Origin of the sequence: Maridesulfovibrio zosterae DSM 11974 (assembly GCF_000425265.1) — a bacterium.
Classification (GTDB): Bacteria; Desulfobacterota; Desulfovibrionia; order Desulfovibrionales; family Desulfovibrionaceae; genus Maridesulfovibrio; species Maridesulfovibrio zosterae.
Window position 1 is genome coordinate 64,913 of record NZ_KE384344.1, and the last position, 25,814, is coordinate 90,726.

21 protein-coding genes are annotated in these 25,814 nt (G+C 41.2%); 12 read left to right on the forward strand and 9 right to left on the reverse strand.

The features are described 5' to 3' along the window. Window positions 1–166 precede the first annotated feature (166 nt). From H589_RS0118230 to H589_RS0118240, 3 genes are all read right to left on the reverse strand, one after another. Window positions 167–2,845, reverse strand: coding sequence for a PAS domain S-box protein (locus H589_RS0118230; protein WP_027723358.1), 2,679 nt, complete (start codon window positions 2,843–2,845; stop codon window positions 167–169). After that, the gene (locus tag H589_RS0118235; RefSeq protein ID WP_027723359.1) at window positions 2,845–3,969 is read right to left on the reverse strand and encodes a substrate-binding domain-containing protein; all 1,125 of its coding nucleotides are present in this window, start codon (window positions 3,967–3,969) and stop codon (window positions 2,845–2,847) included. Before H589_RS0118235 ends, H589_RS0118230 begins: the two co-directional genes overlap by 1 nt. A 230-nt stretch (window positions 3,970–4,199) precedes the next feature. Then, complete coding sequence (locus H589_RS0118240; RefSeq protein ID WP_027723360.1) at window positions 4,200–4,838, reverse strand: queuosine precursor transporter; 639 nt, start codon at window positions 4,836–4,838, stop codon at window positions 4,200–4,202. A gap of 246 nt (window positions 4,839–5,084) precedes the next feature. Here H589_RS0118240 and queF point away from each other — a divergent pair, with 246 nt between their 5' ends. The 6 genes from queF to H589_RS20120 all read left to right on the forward strand — a co-directional run bounded on the left by queF (window position 5,085) and on the right by H589_RS20120 (window position 12,643). Beyond that, window positions 5,085–5,621 carry a preQ(1) synthase gene (gene queF / locus H589_RS0118245; RefSeq protein ID WP_051249821.1) on the forward strand — a complete coding sequence of 179 codons (537 nt, stop codon included), beginning with the start codon at window positions 5,085–5,087 and terminating at the stop codon, window positions 5,619–5,621. A 229-nt stretch (window positions 5,622–5,850) separates the two neighbouring features. Continuing rightward, a complete protein-coding gene (locus H589_RS0118250; protein WP_027723362.1) occupies window positions 5,851–6,267 on the forward strand; it encodes a putative zinc-binding protein in 417 nt (138 codons plus the stop codon). A gap of 106 nt (window positions 6,268–6,373) precedes the next feature. Further along, window positions 6,374–7,615: a diguanylate cyclase gene (locus tag H589_RS0118255; protein ID WP_027723363.1), complete on the forward strand. Its 1,242-nt coding sequence runs from the start codon at window positions 6,374–6,376 to the stop codon at window positions 7,613–7,615. Window positions 7,616–7,765: 150 nt separating this feature from the next. Further along, complete coding sequence (locus H589_RS0118260; protein ID WP_027723364.1) at window positions 7,766–8,068, forward strand: late competence development ComFB family protein; 303 nt, start codon at window positions 7,766–7,768, stop codon at window positions 8,066–8,068. 164 nt (window positions 8,069–8,232) lie between these two features. Then, window positions 8,233–9,417, forward strand: coding sequence for an efflux RND transporter periplasmic adaptor subunit (locus H589_RS0118265; protein ID WP_027723365.1), 1,185 nt, complete (start codon window positions 8,233–8,235; stop codon window positions 9,415–9,417). Window positions 9,418–9,496: 79 nt separating this feature from the next. Further along, window positions 9,497–12,643, forward strand: a complete 3,147-nt coding sequence (locus H589_RS20120) for an efflux RND transporter permease subunit (protein WP_035076716.1) — start codon at window positions 9,497–9,499, stop codon at window positions 12,641–12,643. A gap of 194 nt (window positions 12,644–12,837) precedes the next feature. Here H589_RS20120 and H589_RS20585 read toward each other — a convergent pair whose 3' ends face one another. From H589_RS20585 to greA, 5 genes are all read right to left on the reverse strand, one after another. Next, entirely contained in the window at window positions 12,838–13,476 is a 639-nt protein-coding gene (locus H589_RS20585; RefSeq protein ID WP_051249822.1) for a phosphatase PAP2 family protein, read from the reverse strand. 50 nt (window positions 13,477–13,526) lie between these two features. After that, window positions 13,527–14,351, reverse strand: a complete 825-nt coding sequence (locus H589_RS0118280) for a sensor histidine kinase (RefSeq protein WP_245577216.1) — start codon at window positions 14,349–14,351, stop codon at window positions 13,527–13,529. Between the two features lie 328 nt (window positions 14,352–14,679). Next, entirely contained in the window at window positions 14,680–15,114 is a 435-nt protein-coding gene (locus H589_RS0118285; protein ID WP_051249823.1) for an META domain-containing protein, read from the reverse strand. Between the two features lie 67 nt (window positions 15,115–15,181). Beyond that, window positions 15,182–15,940, reverse strand: coding sequence for a hypothetical protein (locus H589_RS0118290; RefSeq protein ID WP_027723368.1), 759 nt, complete (start codon window positions 15,938–15,940; stop codon window positions 15,182–15,184). 115 nt (window positions 15,941–16,055) lie between these two features. Further along, a complete protein-coding gene (greA, locus tag H589_RS0118295) occupies window positions 16,056–16,535 on the reverse strand; it encodes a transcription elongation factor GreA (RefSeq protein WP_027723369.1) in 480 nt (159 codons plus the stop codon). Between the two features lie 373 nt (window positions 16,536–16,908). On the opposite strand from greA, the gene H589_RS0118300 reads away from it, so the two are divergent. From H589_RS0118300 to H589_RS20590, 3 genes are all read left to right on the forward strand, one after another. Further along, window positions 16,909–18,096: an HD-GYP domain-containing protein gene (locus H589_RS0118300; RefSeq protein ID WP_027723370.1), complete on the forward strand. Its 1,188-nt coding sequence runs from the start codon at window positions 16,909–16,911 to the stop codon at window positions 18,094–18,096. A 176-nt stretch (window positions 18,097–18,272) separates the two neighbouring features. After that, the gene (locus H589_RS20130; RefSeq protein ID WP_051249824.1) at window positions 18,273–18,842 is read left to right on the forward strand and encodes a class I SAM-dependent methyltransferase; all 570 of its coding nucleotides are present in this window, start codon (window positions 18,273–18,275) and stop codon (window positions 18,840–18,842) included. A gap of 9 nt (window positions 18,843–18,851) precedes the next feature. Then, window positions 18,852–19,469, forward strand: a complete 618-nt coding sequence (locus tag H589_RS20590) for a TetR/AcrR family transcriptional regulator (RefSeq protein WP_027723371.1) — start codon at window positions 18,852–18,854, stop codon at window positions 19,467–19,469. A gap of 11 nt (window positions 19,470–19,480) precedes the next feature. On the opposite strand, the gene H589_RS0118315 is transcribed toward H589_RS20590, so the two are convergent. After that, on the reverse strand, window positions 19,481–19,780 hold the full coding sequence (locus H589_RS0118315) for a hypothetical protein (RefSeq protein ID WP_027723372.1): 300 nt from the start codon (window positions 19,778–19,780) through the stop codon (window positions 19,481–19,483). Window positions 19,781–20,715: 935 nt separating this feature from the next. Between H589_RS0118315 and H589_RS0118320 the strand changes: the two genes are divergently transcribed. The 3 genes from H589_RS0118320 to H589_RS0118330 are packed head-to-tail and all read left to right on the forward strand — an operon-like array spanning window position 20,716 to window position 25,808. Further along, complete coding sequence (locus H589_RS0118320; protein WP_027723373.1) at window positions 20,716–21,852, forward strand: class II glutamine amidotransferase domain-containing protein; 1,137 nt, start codon at window positions 20,716–20,718, stop codon at window positions 21,850–21,852. After that, window positions 21,816–23,450: a glutamate synthase-related protein gene (locus H589_RS0118325; protein ID WP_027723374.1), complete on the forward strand. Its 1,635-nt coding sequence runs from the start codon at window positions 21,816–21,818 to the stop codon at window positions 23,448–23,450. The genes H589_RS0118320 and H589_RS0118325 overlap by 37 nt, the downstream gene beginning before the upstream one ends. A 30-nt stretch (window positions 23,451–23,480) precedes the next feature. Further along, entirely contained in the window at window positions 23,481–25,808 is a 2,328-nt protein-coding gene (locus tag H589_RS0118330; protein WP_027723375.1) for an FAD-dependent oxidoreductase, read from the forward strand. Window positions 25,809–25,814: the final 6 nt, after the last annotated feature.

Consider the following 25,814-nt stretch of genomic DNA (forward strand, 5'->3'; position numbering starts at 1 on the left):
CAAATTTGACAAGCATATTTTTGATGAAGAAAGACCTTTTTGAATTATAAAAATGTATCAGAAACTAAAAGAAGGTGAAGTCGATTCCCTAGCTTATGAGACTATGTACAAAGTCCTGAATCTGACTGGCTGGACGCAGATTAATTGATATAAGTTGTGATAAAATTTATTCTCCGCTGTTCATGGGAAACCATATCTCATATGAAGTCCCTTCACCAAGGGAGCTGCTGCATTCTATTCTTCCTTTCAGGGCACGGGTAATAATATTGTAGACAAGGTGCATTCCAAGTCCGGCGCTGCCAGAACTTCTTGCTGTCGTATAAAATGGTTCAAAAACTTTCAGAAGTTGTTCAGTTCCCATACCTATCCCATCGTCTGAAAATTGTAATAGAATGCCGTTTCCATTCTGTTTTGCTACAATCGAAATATTACCGTTATCTCTATCTGGAAAGGCATGAGTGAGAGAATTAATTACCAGATTAGTAATGACCTGCATCAGTGATCCTGGCGGGATTTTGACTTCAAGCCCATTCGGGCAATTTACTTTGAGGTTATGGTTATGTTCTTTTAATTTAGGTTTTAAAGATAGGACAATTCCCTGAATATACTCATTAAGGTTAATTCGTCTTATATCATCAGAGGCCTGATCAACTGCCAGTTGTTTAAAGTTACTGATCAGGCGTGCTGATCTTTCAAGATTTTTCATGATATTTCCGATTGCCTCTGTTCCTGTTTGAAGACATTTTTCAAGATCTGATCTTTTCATCTCTCCAGATTCAAAAGAATTTTTAAGGTTAGCAATCATTTCTTTCATAAAAGATGCACTTGTAACACTTATGCCTAGCGGAGTATTTATTTCATGAGCTACTCCTGCGACTAACTCTCCAAGTGAAGCCATTTTTTCGGTTTCAACAAGTTTGTCTTGAGTCTGGCGCAGTTCATCCATTGATTTAAGCAGGGCTGTGTTCGCATTTTCGAGTTCCGTAGTTCGCATTGTAACCCGTTCTACCAGTTCTTTGTTCAAGGATTGAAGCTCCTGTTCAACTTCCTTTATGCGCGTAATGTCCATAGAAATTGTTAAAACGGCCGGTGTGTTGGTCTCGGCTGAGATATAAGGGACGCGAGTTGTTGACATCCAGTGTGTATCGCGATTTTCATCAAGAAAACTTTCTTCAGTGAGCATTTTTTCATTGCGTGAGAGTACCAGCTTGTCGTCTTCAAGTATGCGGTTCATTTCTACTGAGTCCAGAATAACATCATGAATATCTTTTCCGGTAATTTCTTCAACGTTTAAGCCCAGTTTTAAAGCCTTTATACGATTAACAAGCAAAAATTTACCATCCATGTCATTGGCGAAAATATCTTGCGGCAGAAGGTCAATAATCTGCCTGAGTCGAGCCTCACTCTCGTGGGCTTTTTTCATCGCTCTTCTATTCTGAGTGACATCTAACCCCTGTAAAAGAATAAAGTTCGGGTCAATATCTCTATCCATTTGTACTGGCGAAAATGTCCAGATAAAGAATTGCTCATCACCTGTCCCTGAATACACTGGTATCTCGACAACTGGAGGGGATTCTTCACTTGCAGCTAATTTTATGCTTTCCTTAAGTATTTCAGCATACTGTGCTGGAAATATTTTTGAAAGATTATAATCTGTGATGTTGTTGCTGAAACCGATAAGCTTTTCAGCTGCTGGATTCATATCCAGAATTACTCCATTCAAGTCGCAGTTTATTATAGGTGCTTTCGCTGCAGAAAAAAGCCGTGAGATATATGTGCTGTTTTCATCAAGTCTTGATACCATTGTCTCAAGGGTTTTACCCAGTTGGTTGAATTCTCTCACTTGTCCTTCCTTAAAGGACAAACCTTGCTCTCCTGTTGCGACAGCATGCGCATAATCAGTAAGGTTCTTGAGGGCTTTCAATATCCTTTTTTGCAATGCCCATGAGGTGAATATAGCCAGCAGCGTTGCAAGGGAAAGCAGTATCCCAAGGTTTTTCATATAATTTTTTTTGAGTGACTGGAATGATGGGTTTTTTCTTGAGAACGTGAAAAACAAAGGGGTGCCTGATTGCTGTGGCATTAGCTGTACTGTGGAATATACCAGATTATCATAAATCTTGAATTGATTTTGTTTAACTTCTCCTGCCCAGTCGAGAAGCTTTTTCATAGTTTCTTTGGAGGGATTAGAGCTTGAAATAATGAGGCGGTTTCGGCTAAAGAGTGCTGCATCAATTGAAGAAGAAACTTTCTTTAACATATCGATAAAGGATACATTCGAATTAAGATCAATCCCTCCATATAGAATGCCCGTGATTTCCCCTGTTTGCTCGTCAAATATTGGTATAGCACAAAACAATATTGTTTGTAACTTCTCCAGTGATCTGTATGAAATATGGGCCCATGTCGGGGTCGTGTTTATATTGTTATTGAAGCTGTTGCGTAGTTGGAGCATAGGAAGTTCAATGCTTCCTTCCTCTATCCAGTTTTTGCCGTTTTTATATATAGAAAGAACATCTAACAGATACCCTTGGCGTGAACTCATGAAGTCATACATTTTTTGACTGATGTATTCAGAATCATTGTTTTTAGCTGCTCTTTTAAATTCGGGAGTGACAGTCATTTCTATAAGGTCGTCTGTCATGTCTGTCAGAGTGTTACTCATTGCCAGATCGATGATAGTCTCTGTCTTGTCTAGATCAATTTTCAATTCATCTTCTAACGTTGTTTTGGACAGATAGAATGACCATGAGAAAATAAAAATCCCCATAACCATGACCAGTGCAAGCATGGGAATTAAAAGCTGCGCTGTCAGCCCTAATGTTCTTTGGGGATATTTATACATTAGTCTTTACCGGAAAAGCCAGAGTAGCGAAAACTTTCTCTTTGCAATTGTTCAAGATTTATGGGGTCAATGTCTTTTCCAATAAGCATCAGTCTTCCTGAGTAAATGAGAGGAAGTCTTTTGGTCTGCCCAAGCAGGTCCAAAATTATTGCATCTGCCATAGCAATACCATTGTCATCATTTATGCGCATTATCGTGAAATCAAGTTCTCCATTTTTAATTGCCTGCAGCTCAGGGGAGCCTCCTCCCCAACCGTTAACCATAATCTTACCAAGTAGAGATTTTTCTTTCAATGCTTCAACCGCGCCGAGAGCAATGTCTGTAGAACATGCATATATGAAACTGATATCAGGATGCTCTTTAACTATTTTAAGTGTTGCTCTACGCGACTTCTGTTTATTTATACCGGTCTGATAAACTGTAACAAGTTCAAGTTCTGTGTTTGCATCAAGCCATGTTGTAAATGATTTACCTCTTTCTTCGCTTAGATAGCCTGGACTTGGGAGAAGAACTGCGTATTTACCTTTTCCTCCGGTTTTGTTGGCATACTGTTGAGCAAGTTTGATAGAACCTGTCTCATGGTCAAAGCCAATATACATGAGAGGCTGTTTATCATTCCAAGCTTTTAGAGGTGTCGTAATATTTTGTAATATCACACGCGGTTTATTTCGGATTAATAATGGCTCAATCATGCGCTGATGACGCAAAGCATCGAGGGTGAATATCAGATAGTCCGGATTTGTTTTTAAGGCTTGTTTTAGTATTTTTCTCTGGATGTGTAACGGGTCTGTCGGGCTCATGAAGAAGGAGTTTATTTCTGTCTTTATTCCATACTGTTTAATTCTTTTGTCAAAGGCTTTATAACTTCTTCGCCAATAGTCTGAGATTTGATTTCCGGGATAAACAATTGATATTTTGACTTTCAGGTTATTCTTGATTTTTGCTACAATATTCCTCTTCACCAGTCTGTTAAAGCTTTTTAATTTAACTTCTTCATTTGGGTTTTCCTGTATAAATTCTTCCAGTGAGTAGTATTTTCCTGCAAAAACAGGGCGAACTGTAAGGCATAAGAATAATGCTACGAAAATTGTCAGGAGATATTTATTTTTTTTAACTGAACCCATGTTTATGTCACCATTTAGTGTAGGTTTAGCTAACCATATCAAAATTTTTTAGAAAAAGTAACGCTGGATAGAGACTTAAAGAAGTATATTATCTTATGAGGCGTATGCAGTAATTATCAATGTATACGCTGTTATGGTCAAAAAAAGGTTGAAAGCTACAGATTTGTTTGCGTAGCTTTCAACCGTATGTTTTTAGATATTAAGATCTAATTCTGGAATAGGATGAGTCTTTATGAGGCAGTGGCAAAGGCTGTCTTTTGTCTTAAAATGGAAACTCCTAAGTAGACAAACGGGGTATCGATCAGGGCTATAGCTACCTTTGCAAACCACTGACCAATGATAATATCTGTCACCGGCATGACTCCGTAAAAGGCAATAGTCACAAAGATAGTGGAATCAATTAGTTGTGAGATTACTGTCGAGAGGTTGTTGCGCAGCCATAGGTGTGAGCCATCTGTTTTCTGGCGTAGCATATGAAAAAGCCATACGTCATGTGTCTGACTGACAAGATAGGCTATGAGAGATGCCAGGACAATTCTGGGAGTACTTGCAAGGACGCTGGCAAAGCCTTCCTGACCGTGCCAGAAAGGAGCTGAGGCCCAGTGTAAAGCTGTCCATGAAAGAATGATGGCTGTGATAAGTGCAATGAACCCGCAATGAATGACTTCATTCGCCCGTTCTTTTCCCCAGATTTCGCTGATGATATCAGAAACAATAAAGGTAACTGAATATGCAAGAACGCCTGCCGGAGCATAAAAGCCGAAGATGTTGATTATTTTGGTGGAGACCACCGCAGCAATGACCAGCGAGCTTATGAAAAGACCCGTGAGTAGAGTGAACGCTTTGCGTTCAAAAGTAGAAGAGAGCATTTGATTCCCTTGTGTTGAAGATTCTTGTCATGAAACAGAGCCTCCCCGGCACAAGCAAAAGGGAGAAAGTCTTATGCCTCGGCAGTTCTGTTTCGGGGTATTAATTTATGTCAGAAATGGCCTGCCTGCATTTTGGATGGAAGTCAAAGCATAATTTAGAGTGCAAATTTATTTTTGTAGTACTTGCGTAGTTTTCTTTTGTGTTGCAACCTGTTATCAGCCCAAAATTAAAATAGTTAACAGCAGATGGCTGCTGTAGCAAATACATGGAGAAGAATTGTGAAGACAACTAAAAGTCAGGATAATACAGAATCGTTAGTTTCTCTTGGGAAAGCCGGAGCAACAAAGTACAATTATGACACCCCGTCTCCTGAGATACTTGAAACTTTCCCGAATAATTTTCCGGAACGTAACTACATTATCAGTATTGAATTTCCTGAATATACATCTTTATGTCCAGTAACTGGACAGCCTGATTTCGCCAATATCATTATTGAGTATATTCCCGATGAAGTTTGTGTTGAGTCAAAGAGTTTCAAACTTTACATGGGGTCATACCGCAATCATCAGTCTTTTATGGAAACTATTACAAATAACATGCTTGACCATTTTGTAGATAGGCTTTCACCTCTGTGGATGCGCGTAAAAGGTATTTTCTCTCCTCGTGGTGGTACCAGTCTGCATGTTTTTGCAGAACATTATAACAAAGAAAGTGCTCGGTATGATGAGGTTCGCGAGGCTGTAAGAGAATGGAAGATGGAGTGCGGAAGACATAACGCATAAAAAATGATTTGTTACATTCCCTGCTGTATTTTGTATCTGGCAGAATTTACACAAAGGGTTCTTTTCGGAAGCAATTATCTTAAAGATATTATTAGGCTATTCTTGATAACGTCTATATATGCCCGCAGCGTCATTACTGACTCTGCGGGTTTTTCTTGTCGAAAAGTTTTTTCTGTTTAATATTTATGGTAATAAGAAATCAGATAAATAATATCAGGAGGATTTGTTTATGGAGGAGAAGTACGAAACAGGTTTTATGGTTTTAAGTTGTTCGGGAGGTTCAAGTTCTGGACAGGCCGCAAATAACCTTGCTGTTGAGCTTAACAAGAGTGGATTTGCAAAGATGGTGTGCCTGGCTGGTGTGGGGGCCGGGAAGGAGGATTGCGTGGAAGATGCTGGTAAGGTTCATGATCTTATAGTTATTGACGGGTGTGATAAGGTCTGTTCAAAGAAGATGCTCGAAAAAATAGGTATTAATCCTGTTCATACTTTTTGCCTGACTAATATGGGGGTTGAGTGTCCAGCTGCCGATGTAGATCCTGAACTGCTTACTGAGTTACGTAAGAAAATAAAATTACTTTTCGGTCAAAACCGGGCAGATGTGAAATATGCTGTCTGCGGTTGTGATACTTGCGTCAGAGATTAATATTACACAATGGAGAAAGTAATATACATATAAATAATGTATTTTTTATTTAAACTATATAAATAGAACTAAGGCGCAAAGTTAAAAGTTGTTTGGGAGCAAAATAGTGGACAAGGTTTTAATTGTTGATTCCAGTAAAGTAACGGCTTCTTTTATTGAATATATATTGAAGCAGGAAGGATTCTTATGTGACCTGGCCTATACATACGATGAAGCCAAGGAACTGATCGCTCATAATGATTATTTTATTGCTTTAAGCAGCATCGTTTTAGAAGGAGTAAGTTCAGGTAAAGGTATTGATCTCTTATTAGAAAATGACGTTCCCACAATTGCAGTTACTTCTTCTCTAGACGATGAAATATTAAATGATATTTTCAAGAAAGATATAGTGGATTATGTGCTTAAGAAAAATGAACATGCTGAGTACATAGCCAGAATAGTACGCCGCATTCATAAGAATAAGGGGTTGAAGATTATGGTGGTGGATGATTCCTCTGCCGTACGAAATTGGATTTCTAATATTTTAAGGAGGCAGGGGTTAACCGTTCTTACTGCTTCAGATGGTAAAGAAGCATGTAAAATATTTTATAAAAATCCTGATATAAAATTGGTTCTCACCGATTATGCCATGCCGCAAATGGATGGAATAAGGCTTACAGCCCATTTACGGTCTATTAAGCGTATGGACGAACTTAGCATTATAGTTCTTTCATCTGATTCCAATTCTCGCACAGCTCCTTTATTTCTAAAGACCGGAGCCAATGATTTTATACACAAAAGTGCCAGTGTAGAAGAAATTTTTTGTCGGGTTAATTCTAACCTTGAATCTCTTGAACTGATTGCTGAATCACGTGATCTAGCGAATAGAGATTTTCTGACAGGTATATGGAACAGGCGTTATTTTTTCGAGTATGCAAATCCACTATACAATGAGTTTACATCGTTGGACCATGATCTATGTCTTGCTATTATGGATATTGATAATTTCAAGCATGTTAACGATACATATGGTCATGATGCAGGGGATGCTGTGCTCAAAATTTTCTCCCGTAAACTGTTTAATTACGTTGCAGATAGAGGTCTTGTCGCGAGGTTTGGAGGGGAGGAATTCATAGTCCTTTTAGACAGTGTTTCAAAAAATGATTTATATGTTTTTCTTGATGATTTCAGGCGGGCAGTAGAGAAATCCAGCGTGGAATACAATAGTGAAAGAATTTCATTTACTGTCTCAATCGGGGCTACTGCGGTCAAAGGGAATAGCCTAGAGAGTATGATAAGCTGCGCAGATGAGTTGCTTTATGGAGCCAAGGCTTCTGGTCGTAACAAAGTCATTTGTGAAAATAAATGATGATTTTTATTTCTGTTGAGCTGAGATTTACTGTTCAAGCCGATTATTTTATGCTGAAATTTTTGAAATTGGCTTTAAATCATCTTAGTAATGTTATATGATGAAGCAAAAGTATCACGATTGTAATTGCATAGAACATAGGAGTGAAAGATGTTGACACGAGATGAGTTCTTTAAATCCGGTGAGATTGTTAATTTGTCGGAACTTGCTGTCTATGATGAGTTGAAATCTTTTATTGATAAGAAGGAAGTTGAATTTTGTCAGTGTGATAAATGTCTTTTTGATATAGTGTGCGTTGTTTTGAATTCTATTCCCAGTCTCTATTCTTCCAGTCTTGTAGATAGAAATTATCCAAATTCTGAATTTAAAGCTGAGTATGGACAACTTAAAAGCCTTGCTGCAGTGGAGATTCCAAAAGCAATTATTCAAATTAAGGATAAATTACATCATTAAAAAATGATATCTAGTGGCTGCTTTTGTTGGATATGAATAATTTGCTTTTTATTGAAGTAGTATTCAGTTAGTGTCTCGTTGGTTTTTTTGATGAGCATATGTTGACAGATAGCTATCTACGTATGATGGCCTTATCAATTTGAAGTTATATTAAGGGGGCACTGGTGAGTGTAATAAATTTGGTGGATAAAAATGTATATGTGGGAAAAGTTTTATTCTTGTGCTCGCTTTTGTTCCTTGTTGCGGTCATCAGCGGTTGTATAGGAGATGATAGTAAAGCAAAGGTAAAAGCTCAAGCTATGCCTGTGAAGGTTTTTGAAGTTAAAGAAGTAAAATTTCCGATCATGGGTGAATACGTTGCCCAGATTCAAGCTATTAAAACTGTTGAAATTCGTTCCCGGGTTCAGGGGCATCTTGAAGAGCGGCACTTTGAAGAGGGGCAGGTTGTAGAAGAAGGACAACTTCTTTTTGTCATAGATGATCGACCATATATCGAAGCCTTAAAAAAAGCGGAAGCCGAACTTGCCAGCAGCAAGGCTTCTCTCAGTAAAGCTTTAAAGGATTATAAAAGGTTCAAGGCTCTTTTTGAGCAGGGTGCTGTGAGCCGGGAAGAGTATGATTCAAAAATTACAGATAAACAGGTTCTTGAAGCAAATGTAAGAACAGCCAAGTCTCAAGTTGCAGATGCAAAGATTAATCTTGGTTTTACTAAGATACATGCACCTATGACTGGGATTATTGGACGTACTCAGGTCGACCATGGTGCGCTGATCGCAAAAGAATCTACTGTGATGGCGACTATTTCAACTGTTGATCCTGTATATGTTAACTTCAGTATTCCCGAGAAAGAATATCTTGTTGCTGTAAGAGAAATGGATGCCCGCCGAGAAAAAGGACTTCCTCCTAGAAGCGATAATCTGCAGATTATTCTGGCTGACGGAAAATTTTATGCACACAACGGGACATTCAATATGGCCGATCGGGCTGTAGATTCTTCTACGGGAACATTAGGTCTTCGCGCTGAATTTCCCAATCCTGAAAGAATTCTGCGTGATGGTCAGTATGCCAAGATAGTGGCTTTGCTCAAAACGTATGACCATGCTCTGGTCGTTCCAACTCGCGCTGTTCTTGATGTGCAGGGCCGTAAATCTCTGTTGACCGTTTCTTCGAACGGAACGGTTGTTGAGAAACCAGTCGTGCAGGATTATTCTAATGATAGTGATACAGTTATCACTAAGGGGATCAGTGCTGGAGAACTTATTATTGCAGACGGTGTAAACAAAATTCGTCCTGGAATTTTAGTTGTTCCCAAGGTTGAAAATGCTACCTCAGCTAACCAGGTAGAGTAATTCAATTATTTGATCTGAATAAATCTCCCTGCGCTCGTAGGGAGATAATTTTTTTGCCCAGCTAATACAGGAAGTCGTCATGGTCAATTTCTTTATCGACAGACCCATTTTCTCTTCAGTTATCTCTATAATAATTACTATGGTGGGATTGCTTAGTATTTTTACTCTGCCAATCGCTCAATATCCTGAGATAGCTCCGCCCACAGTACAGATTTCAACTGTTTATACAGGTGCCAGCGCAGATGTTGTTGAGCAGACTGTTGCCACTCCAATTGAAGAGCAGGTCAACGGCGCACAGGATATGCTGTATATGAACTCAATCAGTTCAAACGATGGGCGCATGGTTCTTAATGTTACTTTTGATCTTGGCCGTGACTTAGAGCTTGCTACCGTCGATGTTCAGAACAGAGTCAGTCTTGCCACTCCACAGCTTCCAGCTGAAGTAACCAAGTCCGGCGTTTCAGTTAAGAAACAATCTCCAAGTATGATCTGCGTGGTTAGCCTCCTTTCTCCTGACGGTGTTTTTGATTCTCTGTTTCTTAACAACTATGCCAAGATTAATCTTTTTGATGCACTTTCCCGTATTCCAGGGGTTGGTAGTGTCTCCCTTTTCGGTGATCAGGACTATGGTATGCGTATCTGGCTTAATCCCGATAAGATGGCGCGTATGTCTATCACATCTGATGATGTGGTTAAAGCTGTACAGGAGCAGAACCTGCAGGCGCCAGCCGGACAGGTGGGTCAGCCTCCTGCTTCAGCAGGGCAGCAGTTCCAGCTTACAGTCAGGGTTAAAGGGCGTCTTAGCGAACCTGAGGAATTCGGAAATATTATAATCAAAGCTCTACCTGACGGCAGCACAGTTCGAATCCGCGATATAGCCCGTGTCGAGATGGGATCTAAGTCTTATTCCGCATTCGGTAGACAGGGTAAATCTGAAGCGGCAATGTTACTTATTTATCAGCTCCCCGGTGCAAATGCGCTTGATATTGTTAAAAGTGTCAGATCAACAATGAAAGATCTTTCAGGGTATTTTCCGACAGGGATGAAATATGACATTCCGTATGACACAACTCTGTTTGTAACCGCCTCAATTGATGAAGTTCTGCAAACTCTTTACGAAGCGATGGCGCTGGTTTTTATTGTTGTTTTTATCTTTTTGCAGAATTTGCGGGCAACCATTGTTCCGATGATTGCGGTACCAGTGTCACTTGTCGGAACTTTTGCTTTTTTTCAGGTGCTTGGTTTTTCCATTAATACGCTGACTCTTTTTGGTATGGTTCTGGCCATTGGTATTGTTGTCGATGATGCCATTGTTGTGGTTGAGGCTGTGCAGTTAAAAATAGATGAGCTGGGTATGGACCCAAAAGCGGCGACAAAAGCGGCCATGAAGGAAGTTTCAGGACCTATTGTAGCAACAACGGCAGTACTTATTGCCGTATTTGTTCCTGTTGCTTTCATGGGAGGTATTACAGGGCAGCTATATAAACAGTTTGCTTTGACACTTGCCGTTTCTGTGGCCATTTCTTCAATTAATGCTTTGACTTTTTCTCCAGCAATGTCTGCCTTGCTGCTTCGCCCTCAGCATGAAATGCGCGGTCCTTTGGGATCTTTTTTCAGGCTGTTTAATAAGTACTTCAGCGCAGTAACTTCCGGCTATACTTCAGGTGTAAAACTCATAATCAGGAAATCGGTTTTAGCTCTGGGCGTTTTTGCCGCGCTCATGGTTGGCGCGTATACTCTATTTAATACGGTCCCGACCGGATTTGTTCCAAATGAAGACCAGGGCTATTTCATGATCAATGTACAGCTGCCGGAAGGGGCGTCGCTTGAACGCTCTGACGCAGTTGTTAAAAAGGTTGAGGCAATTCTTGCGAAAGAAGCCGGAGTTAAAGACTATTTTACGCTTGGCGGTTTTAACCTTATTACTGCAGCATACTCATCCTATACATCCACTTTGTTCGCTATTCTTGAACCTTGGGATGCCCGTAAGGACCCTTCTTTAAATGTAAATTCTATTTTGCAGAAAGTGCAGAAAGAGCTCATGGGTATTCAGGAAGCCAGAATTATCTGCTTCAACCCTCCGCCTATCAACGGTATCGGTTCAACTGGGGGATTGCAGTTTGAATTGCAGGATCGTAGTGGCGGAAGCATTGAAGATCTTTCGCAAGTTGCATCAGATTATATGGCTGAACTGTATAAGCACCCAGAATTAACAGGTATTTTCACCACTTTCAGTGCAAACGTTCCACAGCTATATGTAGATGTTGACCGTGACAAGGTTCAGAAACTTGGTATTCCACTTAATGAAGTTTTCAGTGCCATGCAGACTTTCCTTGGTGGGTACTATATTAACGACTTTAACAAATACGGCAGGACATTCCGCGTAATGGCACAGGCTGATGCTCAGTTTAGAAAAAGCCCTGATGATGTGGCCAATTTCTATGTACGAAGTAACACAGGCAAAATGATTCCCCTGACAACTCTTCTTAATCAGAAGAAAATTTATGGTCCGGAATATATTCAGCGATATAACCTGTTCAGAACAATTGAGATAACAGCTGCGACAGCTCCTGGTTATAGTACTGGACAGGGCATAGCACTCATGGAAGAAATTGCCCGTAAAACTTTACCCAGAGGTTATGGTTTTGACTGGACCAACATTGCCTATCAGGAAAAGAAATCCGGTGGTGAGATTATAGTCATTTTTGCCCTTGCGGTTCTAATGGTTTTTCTTGTACTTGCCGCGCAATACGAGAGCTGGATTATTCCGCTGGCGATTGTTTTTGCTGTGCCGCTTGGTGTTTTCGGTGCAATTTCAGGACAGTTTCTACGAGGGCTTGATAACAACGTGTATGCACAGATCGGGCTCATTATGCTGGTTGGACTGGCGGCTAAGAATGCTATTCTGATCGTAGAATTTGCAAGGCAGAAACATGAGCACGGAATGACGTTGATTGAGGCGGCTGTAGAAGCTGCACATGTTCGTTTTCGTCCGATTCTCATGACCTCATTTGCTTTTATCCTTGGTGTCGTTCCCTTGGTAATCGCGCAGGGGGCAGGATCTTCAAGCCGACATGCGCTTGGAACTTCCGTTTTTTCCGGCATGATTGCAGCAACTATTCTCGGCGTGCTTTTTGTCCCACTGTTCTTTGTACTGCTTTCAAATATACAGCAAAAAACGAATAAGTTGAAAGATGGTCATTCGGATACAGATCAGAAGGAATAGTCTTCTTAAATGGGGTACCTGCGAATGTTCGGCATATATTTGATAATTATTAAGTAAAGAAAAGAGCCGTGCAGATTTCTAAATCTGTACGGCTCTTTTTAGTTTTTATTAACTAGTATCGTTTAATTTGCCTTTGCTGCTATTGGGAAAGCGTTTATGAAATTAGCTTATCTGAAAAGTCATCTGGAGAGTTTTTACTCGTTTTTACTGTTCCGCTGAAAAATAAAATAGTATGACCAGACGGCGCAAGTTGCCCCTATAAAACTTCCGAATATTATATCTGCAGGATAATGCTTACCGACAATGACACGGCTGATGGCTATCAGAGCTGCTATTAACAGCGGAATATACTTTTTCCTTGGTAAAAGCAGAGCTATGGATGTAGCAACGGAGAAAGCTCGCAGAGAGTGCCCGGATGGAAATGAATTTTGCAGATAGCGGTCAGAAAACCAAGTGAAACCATATGATCCGTTTTTGAAGTAAACTGGAGGTCTGAAACGTCCGAAAAACCATTTCAGCTCATCTCCGATCAGCATTGCTGTGATAGTAGAAAGAGCAATTAACAGTAATGCTTTTGAGCGGGTACTAAATCCGTAGAGCATCGTATCAATAGAGCCTGCAATCAGTGTAATAAATGAGATAGTCTGGATTATGTGTTGTGAGGCAAGATCACTGATAAAAGTACCTATGGTCACTGCAAAGGTTCCTTTCAGGATATGGGCTGCCTTTGCAATTGGTAGGTCGAAGGATTGATAAAAAAGTACAATTAAAGCTATAATGATAAGTCCTGCAAGGGCAGTATAGGCACTTAATTTTCGGCTACTACTGAACATTTTATTCTCCTTTATTAGAATAGGAAAATGGATGCTTTTCTGATCCAAATCTAATGTGGCATTAAGGGGAGTTTGACGTAAAAATTTGTTCCTTCCTCTTCAGATGAATCAAACCAGACTTTACCGGAAAGATAATTTTCTGTGAACAGTTTTACGCTATATGTTCCAAGTCCTCGTCCTGTGCCTTTGGTCGAGAATGACCTTTTGAATATCTGACTTGCTACTGTTCTTTGAATAGTCTTTTCATTACTTATGCAGAAAGTCGCAAACTCCTTGTCTCTGCTCGCTTTTACTGTGATCGTTTTATGTTCAGGAGAGCTTTCAAGTGCATTCTTGATTAGATTTTCAAGAATACGATAAAGAATTCTTTGGTCTGTGACAATTTTAAATTCATCAACTTTTTGAGATATGGTTATATTCAGTTTTTTTACTATACTGCTGTTGGCAAAAAAAGTGCAAACAGAATCGATTGTTTTTCGTGCATCCACAGTCTCATATTGAAGCTTAAGCTGTTTGTTTTCGGCAGAAATAAACAGGCGATGGGCATTAATTTCATTAACCATCAATCCGGCTCTGTCTACCACCATACCAGCCAGTTCATTAATGGTTTCAGGCGATGTTTTTTCTTTCAGCAGATTTCCAGCACAGGTTATTCCGTTTACCGCATTCATTAAATCGTGGAGGAATATCTTTTCCATGATTTCTTTATTCTTACGATCAGTTATGTCGGTAAGGTGAATAATAGCATAGGACTCGTCATCGATAGTCATAGGAGATGAGTGAACCATAAACGTGTGCGAATTCATTACACCGTCTGACTCAGAGAGCAGCATGCACTCTTCTGTCACTTTATGTCCTGCAAAAGCTGACAGCATAGCCTTATTCGCTCCACATTGAGCGCAGGATAAGGATTCTCCACAATTAAATTTGAGGGCATTTGTACATTGTAACAAATCTCCTGGATAGCTTCCAAGAATTCTTCCTTTTAGATGCTCATTTAGGATTTCCATGAATGCTTGATTGTAAAGTACAATTTCTCTTTGTCTGTTTACAAAGAATGTCACATGGGGCAGGGAGTTTAGAAAAGTCAGTGAGAACTTCTTCTTTAACTTCTCGTGCTGTTCCAAAATATATGGGGAACATAAGTTGTTCTCTGGCTTCATATTCTCTTAATTACCTGTCTTGAATAGTATTTAAAGGTAGTTATTTTTTTGAAAAGCGAAGTTTATGAGTGCTGCCGGTCATGTAGAGTATGTTGTCTTGTGTATGCATGGTCCGGATGTTTCTAAGAGCTTGCATGAATTTGGATTCTTGGATGTTGAGTGATGGAGAGCATGCTTTTCTTGTCATCGCAAAAGGCTGTGTTTTAAACTCGTTATTTTCAATGAAGTAGTTGCTTCGGAAATTATTACACCCACCGGACCCGTATATTTTTCTGTCACCATCGAATCTGAGCCAGATATGGGCGAAGTCAGTTATACCATGCCCGTCGATGTCTTCCAGCACCCATTTAGTATTCATGGCAGAACTGTAATCTGTTTTCATGCTTGGGACGTGGTTAGCACATCCAATGGAAAGCAGTATTGATAAAGATAAAAATAGGGTGCTGGCTTTTCCGATTATATTTATTTTTGACATTTTATGTACCTCTATTTCAATACTAACTGTAACTTGTATGATTTGATAGAGAAAATTCAAAATAGAATTAACTTAATCCGCAAAGCATATAACCGAGAATTAATCCGCATTTATCTGAACATGACGGGTAGAAATTCTTATGGATTTTAGTACCCGAACGATTCTCTTTACCATAATAAAATTCGGCGATGGAAATAGGTATCAGATTATTGCGGGCTGCATAATTGAGCAGCTTTGGAGCACAGCAATCTCCTGTTCCAGTTGGGATGCCTTTATTATTATTTACAATTTCAGGTATACTTCTTGTCTCACCGTTAAAGTTTTTGATTCGGTATATGGCGTGTATTTTACGCATCAGCTCCCTTGATAATTTTTTGCGTTCCATACCCAGTTCATGATGTTCTGGAGTTTCTTTGGATATTTTGTCCATTTCCCGTCCGATACTTTTAATCTTACGCTCGGTGGAACCCGTCAGTTCGTCGAACTCTTTCACATCAATAATAGGTGGAACCCAGCCGTTAGCCTGCCATTTCCCGTTATATTGGCCTGAAAAAGCTTTGGCTGTGTGAGTTTTTCCGGCAGTATCCAGATAAACCATGACTCCGAACATCTGCCCCCTAGCTTTTCCGAATAGATAGTCAGTAGAAAAAGAGTGGTCTGACTGACTATCGCATGAATCAAAATCAATCCGTCCGAATTTATCAAATTTATTTATCAGGTTATGGCAATGAGGAACGGCTATAGACGCACTTAAAGTGTGGGTGGTATTGCATACGGTACAGAAACCTGAACTATTCAGCTCTGGATTGTTTTGGGAGTTGTTCATCTGTTTGTCACAATATTAAAAAACGGGAATGCGCTAAAAGCGCATCCCCGTCTGAATTATTTAGTTTCTAAGCCCGTAAGCCCTGTCTGTTGGCAACGGAAAAGTTGAACTGCTATTATGCAGCTCCATTAAATTCAATAGAAACAATGCCGTATTCGATTTTGCCACGGGGGGCATTAACGATGACCTCATCACCTTCTTCTTTACCTAAAAGCGCCTTACCTACAGGGGATTCAATGGAGATAATTCCTTTTTTGAAATCGCTTTCATCAGGTCCCATGATGATATAGGTTTTCTCGTCACCGGTTTCGATATCTTCGAGTTTTACAGTGGCACCAAATGTTACTTTAGGGCCACCAAGTGTAGACATATCGATAACATTAAACTGGGGGATGCGTGATTCAATATAATTGATTTTTGCTTCAAGCATTCCCTGTCTTTCGCGTGCAGCATGGTAGCCGCCGTTTTCTTTCAGGTCGCCTTCTTCACGGGCTTCTTTAATAGCCTGAATTACTTCTGGACGTTCTTTTTTGAGCTGGGCCAGCTCTTTCTTTAACTTGTCAAAGCCTTCTTTTGAAATGGGGATGTTGCTCATTCCATAAACCTCAAATTATTCCGTCGTTGTCAATAAAAATGCAGCCACTAACAGGAACATATTTCCCGAAAGTGAAGCTGCGGGGTACAGGGCAATATTGGTGCGTATAAATCTGCCTAGAACATCCTTGCCGCTTGGTCAAGTTGCTTCTTTACCATTCAATTCTTGGCAGAGGTTATCTTTTCTAAAATTTGCAAAATGTTGATATCATATTTTAATTCTACAAAATAATAAGTCAATACCTTCTAGGTAATAAAATTATAATTGTTTAAGCAACAATTTTTATTATCATTTGAGCAAAATTAATATTTATTTACGAATTTAAATGAAGTGTGACCGTATACTTTTTTAGATGCAGTCAGGGAGGCGTATAGTGACCAGTGAGATCCGTTCAATTAAAAAAAGAGATGTTAAACCTGGTATGTTCGTGCATGGCTACGGTTGCGGAACCTTTCATGACCCGTTTGTTGCGGTCGGCCGTTTTGTCGAGACCTATGATGATATTGCAAAGTATTTGCCTGAAGAAACTGAGCAGGTGGAAATTTTAACAGATAAAATTTTTGAGAAGAAGATTAAGAATGATCATTCTGTTCGCAGTGCGGCTACTGCCGCTGCTGACTTGGCTGAAGCTCTTCCAGCGGCGCGTAGAATTCACGAAGATGCGTTAGACTACGCCCGTAAATTTATTGATGATGTACGAAATGGAAAAGAAATAAATATAGCTGAAGCAGAACCGATAATAGGGCAGGTTATTGAAAGTATCTCTACCAACGAATCTGCAGCGATTACACTGGCTTTTTTGAAAAGTTATGATGAATATACATTTACGCACTGTATAAATGTAAACCTCTACTCTCTCTTGCTTGGAAAAGCTCTTGGCCTTGATAGCGATGAACTCAAGGATCTGGGGCTTGCAGCTATGTTTCATGATGTCGGAAAGGGGCGTATTTCTAACACCTTGCTTAATAAACCCGGCAAACTTACTGATTCTGAGTTCGAAACGATGAAGGGACATTCGTTGCAAGGGCTTAAAGTTTTAAGTAATATTAAAGGTCTTAGTGAAGATGTGCTATGTGGAGTTTTTGAGCATCATGAAAGATATGACGGAAAAGGTTATCCCCAAAAAATTAAGGGTGATGAAATTCATAAATTTGCACGGATAATCGCAATTTGCGATGTCTATGATGCATTAACCAGTGTTCGGGTTTATAAACAAGCCATGACTCCTGCAAAAAGCTTAAGTCTTATGTTCAAGTGGAAGGGTACTGACTTTGATCCAGAATATTTTAATATTTTTATCAGGATTATGGGTGTTTACCCTCCAGGTTCCATGGTTCAGCTTGAAGACAAACGGTATGCAATTGTTCTTGAAACAAATGAGGCATTTCCTTTAAAGCCTAAAGTTAAGATTCTCTTTAACCATAGGATGCAACCAATCATTTCAGAATGTGTTGATCTGGCATCCTGTAGTGATGATGGTAGAGAATTGAAAGTCCTGCGTCAGCCTTTTCCTGCTTCCATGGGGATTGATATGAAACAGCTTAGCCGTTTTTTAGTCTAGTCCAAGACAGATATAAGTACATTCTCAGCCGGAATCAGATAATTATGATTCCGGCTATTTTTATTTATTTTAGACTCTTAGTTCTGTTTGTATTTAAAATGAACTAAGGTTCATATAATTTATTGACTAAAAATGAACTTTAGTTCATTTTATTAAAAAAACGGAGAAAAATAACTATGGCAAAGACTACGACTAATAATGAAGAAATGCATGTCTGCCCATGGTGGGTCGCTTATGCTTTTGACAACAAATTGCGCCGGATGATCGATCCGGCGGAAAAAGCATTGGAAAAATGGGTAGGCCCGGGTATGAAAGTGCTCGATTTCGGATGTGGATTAGGGCACTATTCTATAGGCGCAGCAAAGCTCGTGGGAGAGACTGGAGTAGTTGTGGCTGTCGATTTGCAGGAGAAGATGCTCAAGATCGCCATGAAAAAGGCGAGGAGGGCAGGAGTGGCCGGAAGAATAACCCCGCACCAATGCAGCGCGAACGGTATCGGTTATCCTAGTAAGGTTGATTTTGTGGTTGCCGGGAATGTGATTCACGAAACTCCTGATTGCCGCAAAGCTTTGCAGCAAATATATGATGTTCTGCTGCCCGGAGGCGGTTTTTTCTTTACTGAGCCACGCAATCATGTAAGGGCTGATTTGTTTGCACAAGAGTTGAAGCTAGCCGCTGAGATCGGCTTTATGATTGAAATTCTGCCTACATCATTCATGGGGCGCAGGGCATATTTGAATAAGTAAGGGTAGTAAATGATTCGCAAGCATGGAAACTTCGATACAGTACAGGAACGTGCCGATGTGACCAGAAATGATATTTTGGAGGCGGCTCTGACTGTGTTTTCCGATAAGGGGTACACAGTGGCCAATACCAAAAATATCGCTGCTGCTGCCGGTGTAGCGACTGGGTCGGTCTACCGTTACTTCAAGAATAAGAAGGCCATATTCATTGAAGTGGTTAATATGCTCCAAGGGCAGATGAGTTTCGATATTTTCGCCAAGGCTCAGGCCATGCTTGATGAGGGGAAATCATTGCGGGAGGTAATGCGTATGCTCGGTGTTTATTCAGTTGAGTCCCATCGCAGTAACCGGATGTTCTTCCGTGAAGTTATAGCTCTTGAAGCTACTGATGAGGAAATAGCGGATATCGGCAGGGAGCGTGACCGCAGGATACGCGAGAAATTACATGATTTTTTGAGCTCACAGCAGAAGGCTTTGAAAGTTAGTGACCTTGAAGCTGCTGTAGAACTCGTTCATCTGCTGGTGGAAGAGGTTTCGCATCGTGCAGTGATTTTTGATTCCGACGTAGGTGAAGATCGTCTTGTTTTTCAGATGGTGATGATGCTTGAAACCTATCTGCTTAAATCCTGATTCTAAATAGATCAAATTGCAAATTCCATTTCGCTGAATATGCGATCCTCATCATAGAGGCCGGGGTATTTGGCCGTTATTTCGTTCATTGTTGCGAAATAAGCATCCCAGCCCAAAACCTGCGCTTCTTTTTTTTTGTTCACAAATATTTTAAATGTTGTCCCTTTGGGGCATTTTGTCATGTTTAGCTCAATTACTCCTGCCTTGTTTGTTTCAAGCCATACTGTTGACCATGCACTGCGATCCCCTTCAGTCTTTTTGTATTTTTCGAAGTAAGCCTCAAATGTTTTTTCAATTTTCTTACGTTCCATTTTTACTCCATTTTTAGTCATATATTCTGTTATGTCGTGAATAATATCCTGATAAAATTGTCCATTGCAAGTTTAATGAGCAATTATGAAGATTAAAATTTATTTATTTGCCGTACTTTTTGGCATTCATTGAGCTCTTTAATACAACCTACAAAAATGTATTTTTTTGAGTATTTTTTAGTGCCGTATTTCAAAATTGTTAAATTTGCTGATGAGTCTATCTTTTAAAGCAGCCTTATGGCGTGGCCTTAGGGCTTACAGGGGGGAGAAGATCATTTTGTGTGCAATGTTTTGTGAAAAATTAAGTATTGCCAATCCTTTTATATCTGTTCATTTGTATTTTTTGACAAATAAAATACAAACCTGCGTCTTGGTAATAAAAGGGGATTAATTATAAAAATACACAGTTTTTTTATTGTGCAGATATTAAGTTTTATTAAAAAAATAGTTAATTAAACTGGCCACTTATTTACGATTTCAAAGTAGTTTTTTAGACTGATAGAATTGTATATCATCTAGTTGGGTGATGTTTTGCAGAGTTCTTATTCTGGCACTTGTTATTAAAAAACTTCATTTTCGTATTTTTGTTTGCCAAAATTGTTTCTTTCTGCCATGCTTTACTTCCTGAATCGCTCTAATCTACAAAAAATGCCTTTGTTATCTTGATTTCGAGTCAACTTCAGAACACTGAAACAGCTACAGGGTCGGTTTTGAGAGGTGGAAAGAACTCAAAATGTCAAAAATGATCAGATCCATTAAAGCATGCTTCGAAATATAGCTGATTAGAGCTACCATGGCTGATACACTTTTCTGCCACACCGCCAGCGGCCACGTCAAAATTAACCGGGACTTACCTTTCTGGGAAACGACCTGTATAAGCCAGTTTCAGCCGCTGCAATCGGTGTAAACTTATAATCATGGAGTGAGCAGACAATATGTGCCGTTTATTTGCGCTTACAAGTCGCGATCCAATTTCACCCATGCGGGCCATCAACGCTCTTAATGTAATGAAGGAAGGGCATGATGGTTCCGGAGTTGGGCTTTGTCTACGAGGATTGGGCGGACGTTTTGAAGAAGAATTTGAAGGCTGTCCAATTCTATCCGGAATTTTTACTGAATCCGGTCTGCGTAGACTGGAACAGTATACAATGGACCATGGATTCAAGTCACAATACAGTATCCTGTATACCCCTGATCATGAACCGCCGACAGGAACCCCTGTTCGTGGTACATACGCAGCCATTGCCTACAAAGTACCTAGAGGCTGGAATGATTTGACTGAAGCCCAGCAGGGTCAGAAACTTGTTCAGATGAGGCTTGATCTCAAAAAAATGGGCGAGGAAGAAGGAGACATTATGGTCTTCTCCTTTTGGCCTGATACAATTATTGTCAAAGAAGTCGGAGATCCTCTTGAAATCGGTGAATATCTCCAGCTCGATGCAAATAAAAATATTTACGCTCGTAGAATCTTGGCACAGGGCAGGCAGAATACAAACTATGCAATCAACCTGTACGCCTGCCATCCTTTCTTCATTGAAGGGGTTGCATCTATGACTAATGGTGAGAATACAGCCTTTATTCCCATTAAAGAATATCTGCAGTCCAGAGGTGTGCTTGGTTACTCCGGTTATCAGTCCGACTCTGTTGTTTTCACTCATATCGCACATTTTGTTACAAAACGTCTGGGTCTTGATATCAGAGCCTACAAGCATGTAATCACACCTTTGAGTGATCTTGAACTTGAAGACCACCCTGATCGTGATTTTCTGGCTACCATCAAGAAGTCATGCCGTAAGCTGGCTATTGACGGTCCTAACTGCATTATCGGAACTCTCGATGACGGTTCCATGTTTATGGCTCAGGATCGTAAGAAACTTCGCCCCGGTATAGTGGGTGGTAAAGACGGAATCTACGGATTTTCATCAGAAGTATGCGGGCTTGATGCTGCTATTCCTGATCGTGACCGTACAAAAGATTTCCAGCCCATGCACCTCGATACAGTAATTGTCGGACCCGACTGCAAGGAGATAAGCACATGCTCACAGAAAGACCAATTACCCCGTCAACTTTAGGCGTCAAGGATCTCCCTTGGCAAATTGAGTGGGACAAAGATCTTTGTACCCAGTGCGGCCGCTGTACATCGGTTTGCCCGGTAAACGCCATTGAGCTGGGAGTTTTTCGTAAACGTGAAATCAAGACTCCTGCGGGATTACGCACTAAAGCGGAAAACAGTTATTCAATTTTTTATGGAATCCGTCAGAAAACAGATCCTGCATATGCGTGCATCGGTTGCTCCATGTGCAACACTGTCTGTCCAAATAATGCCATAGGCCCTAAACGAGACGAGACCTCAGATACACTGAAATTTCATAATAATCGTGGTGGGCAGCCTAGAACACGCGGCGGACGTAGAAACTCCGGGGAGTCATTGCTGGATCAGATTAAGTTTATCCGTATTTCCATGCTCACTGACCCCGCACTTGATGCAGGGCGTCATGAGTTCCGGCTTAATACTCTTCTGGGGCGTGTTCAGTCTCCTGAAGAAAGTCTTAAGACTTATTCTGAACAGGGCTGGAAACCTCCTGTTCGTGAAATTTATCCGATGATCATCGGTGGTATGTCTTTCGGTGCTCTTTCCCCAAATATGTGGGAAGGCCTTCAGATGGGGGTTGCTTATCTGAACGAAGAAATGAATATGCCTGTACGCATCAGCACCGGTGAAGGGGGATGTCCTCCCAGATTGCTCCGTTCCAGATTTCTCAAATATGTAATCCTTCAGATTGCATCCGGTTATTTTGGATGGGATGAAATTATTCACGCCATTCCTGAAATGAAAGTCGATCCCTGTGCAATTGAGATCAAATACGGACAGGGCGCAAAGCCTGGCGATGGCGGATTGCTTATGTGGTATAAGGTCAACAAACTTATCGCAGCAATTCGCGGTGTACCTGAGCGCGTGAGCCTCCCCAGTCCCCCGACTCATCAGACCCAGTATTCCATTGAGGAGTCTGTAGCTAAGATGATTCAGTCCATGAGTATGGCCTGGGGATTCAGAGTTCCGGTTTATCCGAAGATTTCAGCTTCCTCCACATCTCTTGCTGTCCTTAACAACCTGACTCGTAACCCTTACGCCGCAGGTCTGGCCATTGACGGCGAAGACGGCGGAACAGGTGCAGCTTATAATGTGTCCATGAACCATATGGGGCATCCTATCGCCAGCAATCTGCGTGACTGCTACAACGCATTGGTTACTATAGGTAAGCAGAATGAGCTTCCTCTAATTGCAGGCGGCGGTATCGGTAAATCCGGTAACCTCGCAGCCAACGCTGCTGCATTGATTATGCTTGGTGCAAGTGCTGTACAGGTGGGTAAGTATGTAATGCAGGCCGGTGCAGGCTGTCTCGGTTCTGAAAAAGACCGCTGTAATGTCTGTAACATCGGAGTTTGTCCTAAGGGTATTACTTCTCAGGATCCCAGACTTTATCGTCGTCTTGATCCTGAAAAGGTCGCCGAAAGGGTTGTTGACTTCTATCTGAGTTTTGACACTGAAATTAAAAAGATTATTGCACCTCTCGGACGTTCATCCGCACTTCCTGTGGGAATGTCCGATGCGCTTGGAATCAGTGATCGCGCTGCTGCTGACAGACTCGGCATCAAGTACGTGGTGTAACTCTTGGGTCAAGACAGGGAGATAAAAAAAATGGCAACAGAAAAAATATGCATAAGCGGCCTCGAAGAAGGCGCCCGTGTTGAATCCCGTATCCTTGAGGAGCGGATTCAAAAAGCGGTGGCAGATGGAGCCCGCAGGCTTGAAATAGACGCCATGGGTCAACATGGCATTGGCGGAAGATTATGGATTTCAAAAGAAGAGCCTATTGAAATTGATGTGATCGGAACATCTGGTCAACGTCTTGGTTCAAAAGGATTCCCCGGAACAGTTATCAACGTTTACGGCTCTGTTTCCGATGATGTTGGCTGGCTGAATGCGGGAGCTGAAATCATTGTGCATGGCAATGGCTCCAACGGAGCCTGTAACGCCATGGCGCAGGGCAAGGTTATTATCGGGGGAGATTTAGGTGCCCGCGCAATGACCATGACTAAAACCAACCCTCGTTTTGAGCCTCCTGAGCTCTGGGTACTCGGTTCTGTAGGTGACTATTTTGCAGAATTTATGGCCGGGGGTACTGCCGTTGTCTGTGGATATGATCCTCAGGACACGGAGAATGTTCTCGGTTTCCGTCCCTGTGTTGGAATGGTTGGCGGACGTATTTTTGTCCGTGGACCGCATGGAGAATTTTCCACTGCTGACTCTATTCTTGCCCCGATAAGCGATGCTGATTGGGAATGGCTGACAGAAAATCTTAAAGAAAATCTTGCTAAGATTGGTAAATCAGAACTTTTTGATCTTCTTACGGACAGAAAAGAATGGCAGCTTATCCGGGCCAAGACTCCTTTTGAAAAGACTGGTAAAGTTCGTCTTTCCATGTCTAAGTTCCGTTCTGATGTTTGGGATAACGAGCTTGGACAGGGAGGTCTTATCGGGGATCTTACTGATCTTGATCGTTCTCCTATTCCGCTTATTACAAATGGAGAACTCAGAAGATTTGTTCCTGTGTGGGAAAATCGCAAATATCAGGCTCCATGTCAGTCATCTTGTCCTACAGGAATGCCGGTTCAAAAACGCTGGCAGCTTGTTAGAGACGGTCTGGTTGATGAAGCTGTTGATCTCGCTCTGGCTTACACTCCTTTTCCGGCAACAGTGTGTGGTTATCTTTGTCCTAATCTGTGCATGGACGGATGTACCCGCGGGGTTAAGGAAATGCTCTCCGTGGATATCACTAAGCTCGGACGTGAAGGCGTGAAAAGTCCTGCACCCAAATTACCGCCTCTTTCCGGCAAGAAAGTTGCTGTTATCGGCGGTGGGGCAGCAGGTATTTCTGTTGCATGGCAGATTCGCAGGAAGGGCCATGAAGCTGTTATCTACGATATGTCTGAGAAACTGGGTGGTAAAATTTCATCCGCTATTCCTGCCAGCCGTATCCCTAAAGAAGTTGTTGATGCAGAACTTGAACGTGTAGCAAAGGTCATTCCTCATGTTCATATGCAGAAAAAACTTACAGCTGCTGATTTTGCTGAGCTTAAGCAGAATAATGATGCTGTAGTACTTGCGATTGGTGCTCAGAAACCACGTATTATACCTATCCCGGGGCATGAACGTCTCAAGCCTGCTTTAACCTTTCTTAAAGATGTTATGAAAGGTAAAGCTGAGGTCGGTGAGCGCGTTGTCATCATTGGTGCTGGTAACGTAGGTTGTGACGTGGCAACTGAGTGCGGTCGTTTGGGCGCTAAAGATATTCTACTGATAGATATTCAAAAGCCTGCTGCTTTTGGTAAAGAAAGGGATGAAGCAGAAAAAGCAGGAGCTAAATTCCGCTATCCCTGCTTCACTCAGGAAATTACCGCTGAAGGTGTTTTGCTAAAATCCGGCGAGGTTTTGCCTGCTGACACAGTTATTATGTCTATCGGTGATACTCCTGATATTGATTTTCTGCCCGACACAATTGCTCTTGATCGTGGTCATATCGTGGTTAATGAAGATTATCAGACTACCGATCCCGGTGTATACGCCATCGGTGATGCTGTACGCCCCGGGCTGTTGACTCATGCCATCGGTCATGGTCGTCATGCCGCTGAAACTCTGGACGAAATTTTCACAGGAAAACGTCCGGCAGCTGAGGCTAAAGAGGTAATTGATTACAATAGAATGACTCTGGAGTATTTTGATCCTCGCCTTACCGAGTTCTCAGACATGAAGCAGTGTGCTGAGGAATGTTCATCCTGTGGATCGTGTAGAGATTGCGGACTTTGCGAAACAGTTTGTCCGCAGACTGCAATTTCTCGCAAGACACTTGAAGGCAAAGATTTTGAAATGGCTGTTAATTCTGATAAATGTATAGGCTGCGGCTTCTGTGCTAATGTCTGCCCTTGCGGTATTTGGAATTTAGTGGAGAACAGTCCTTTGGGTTAATTATAT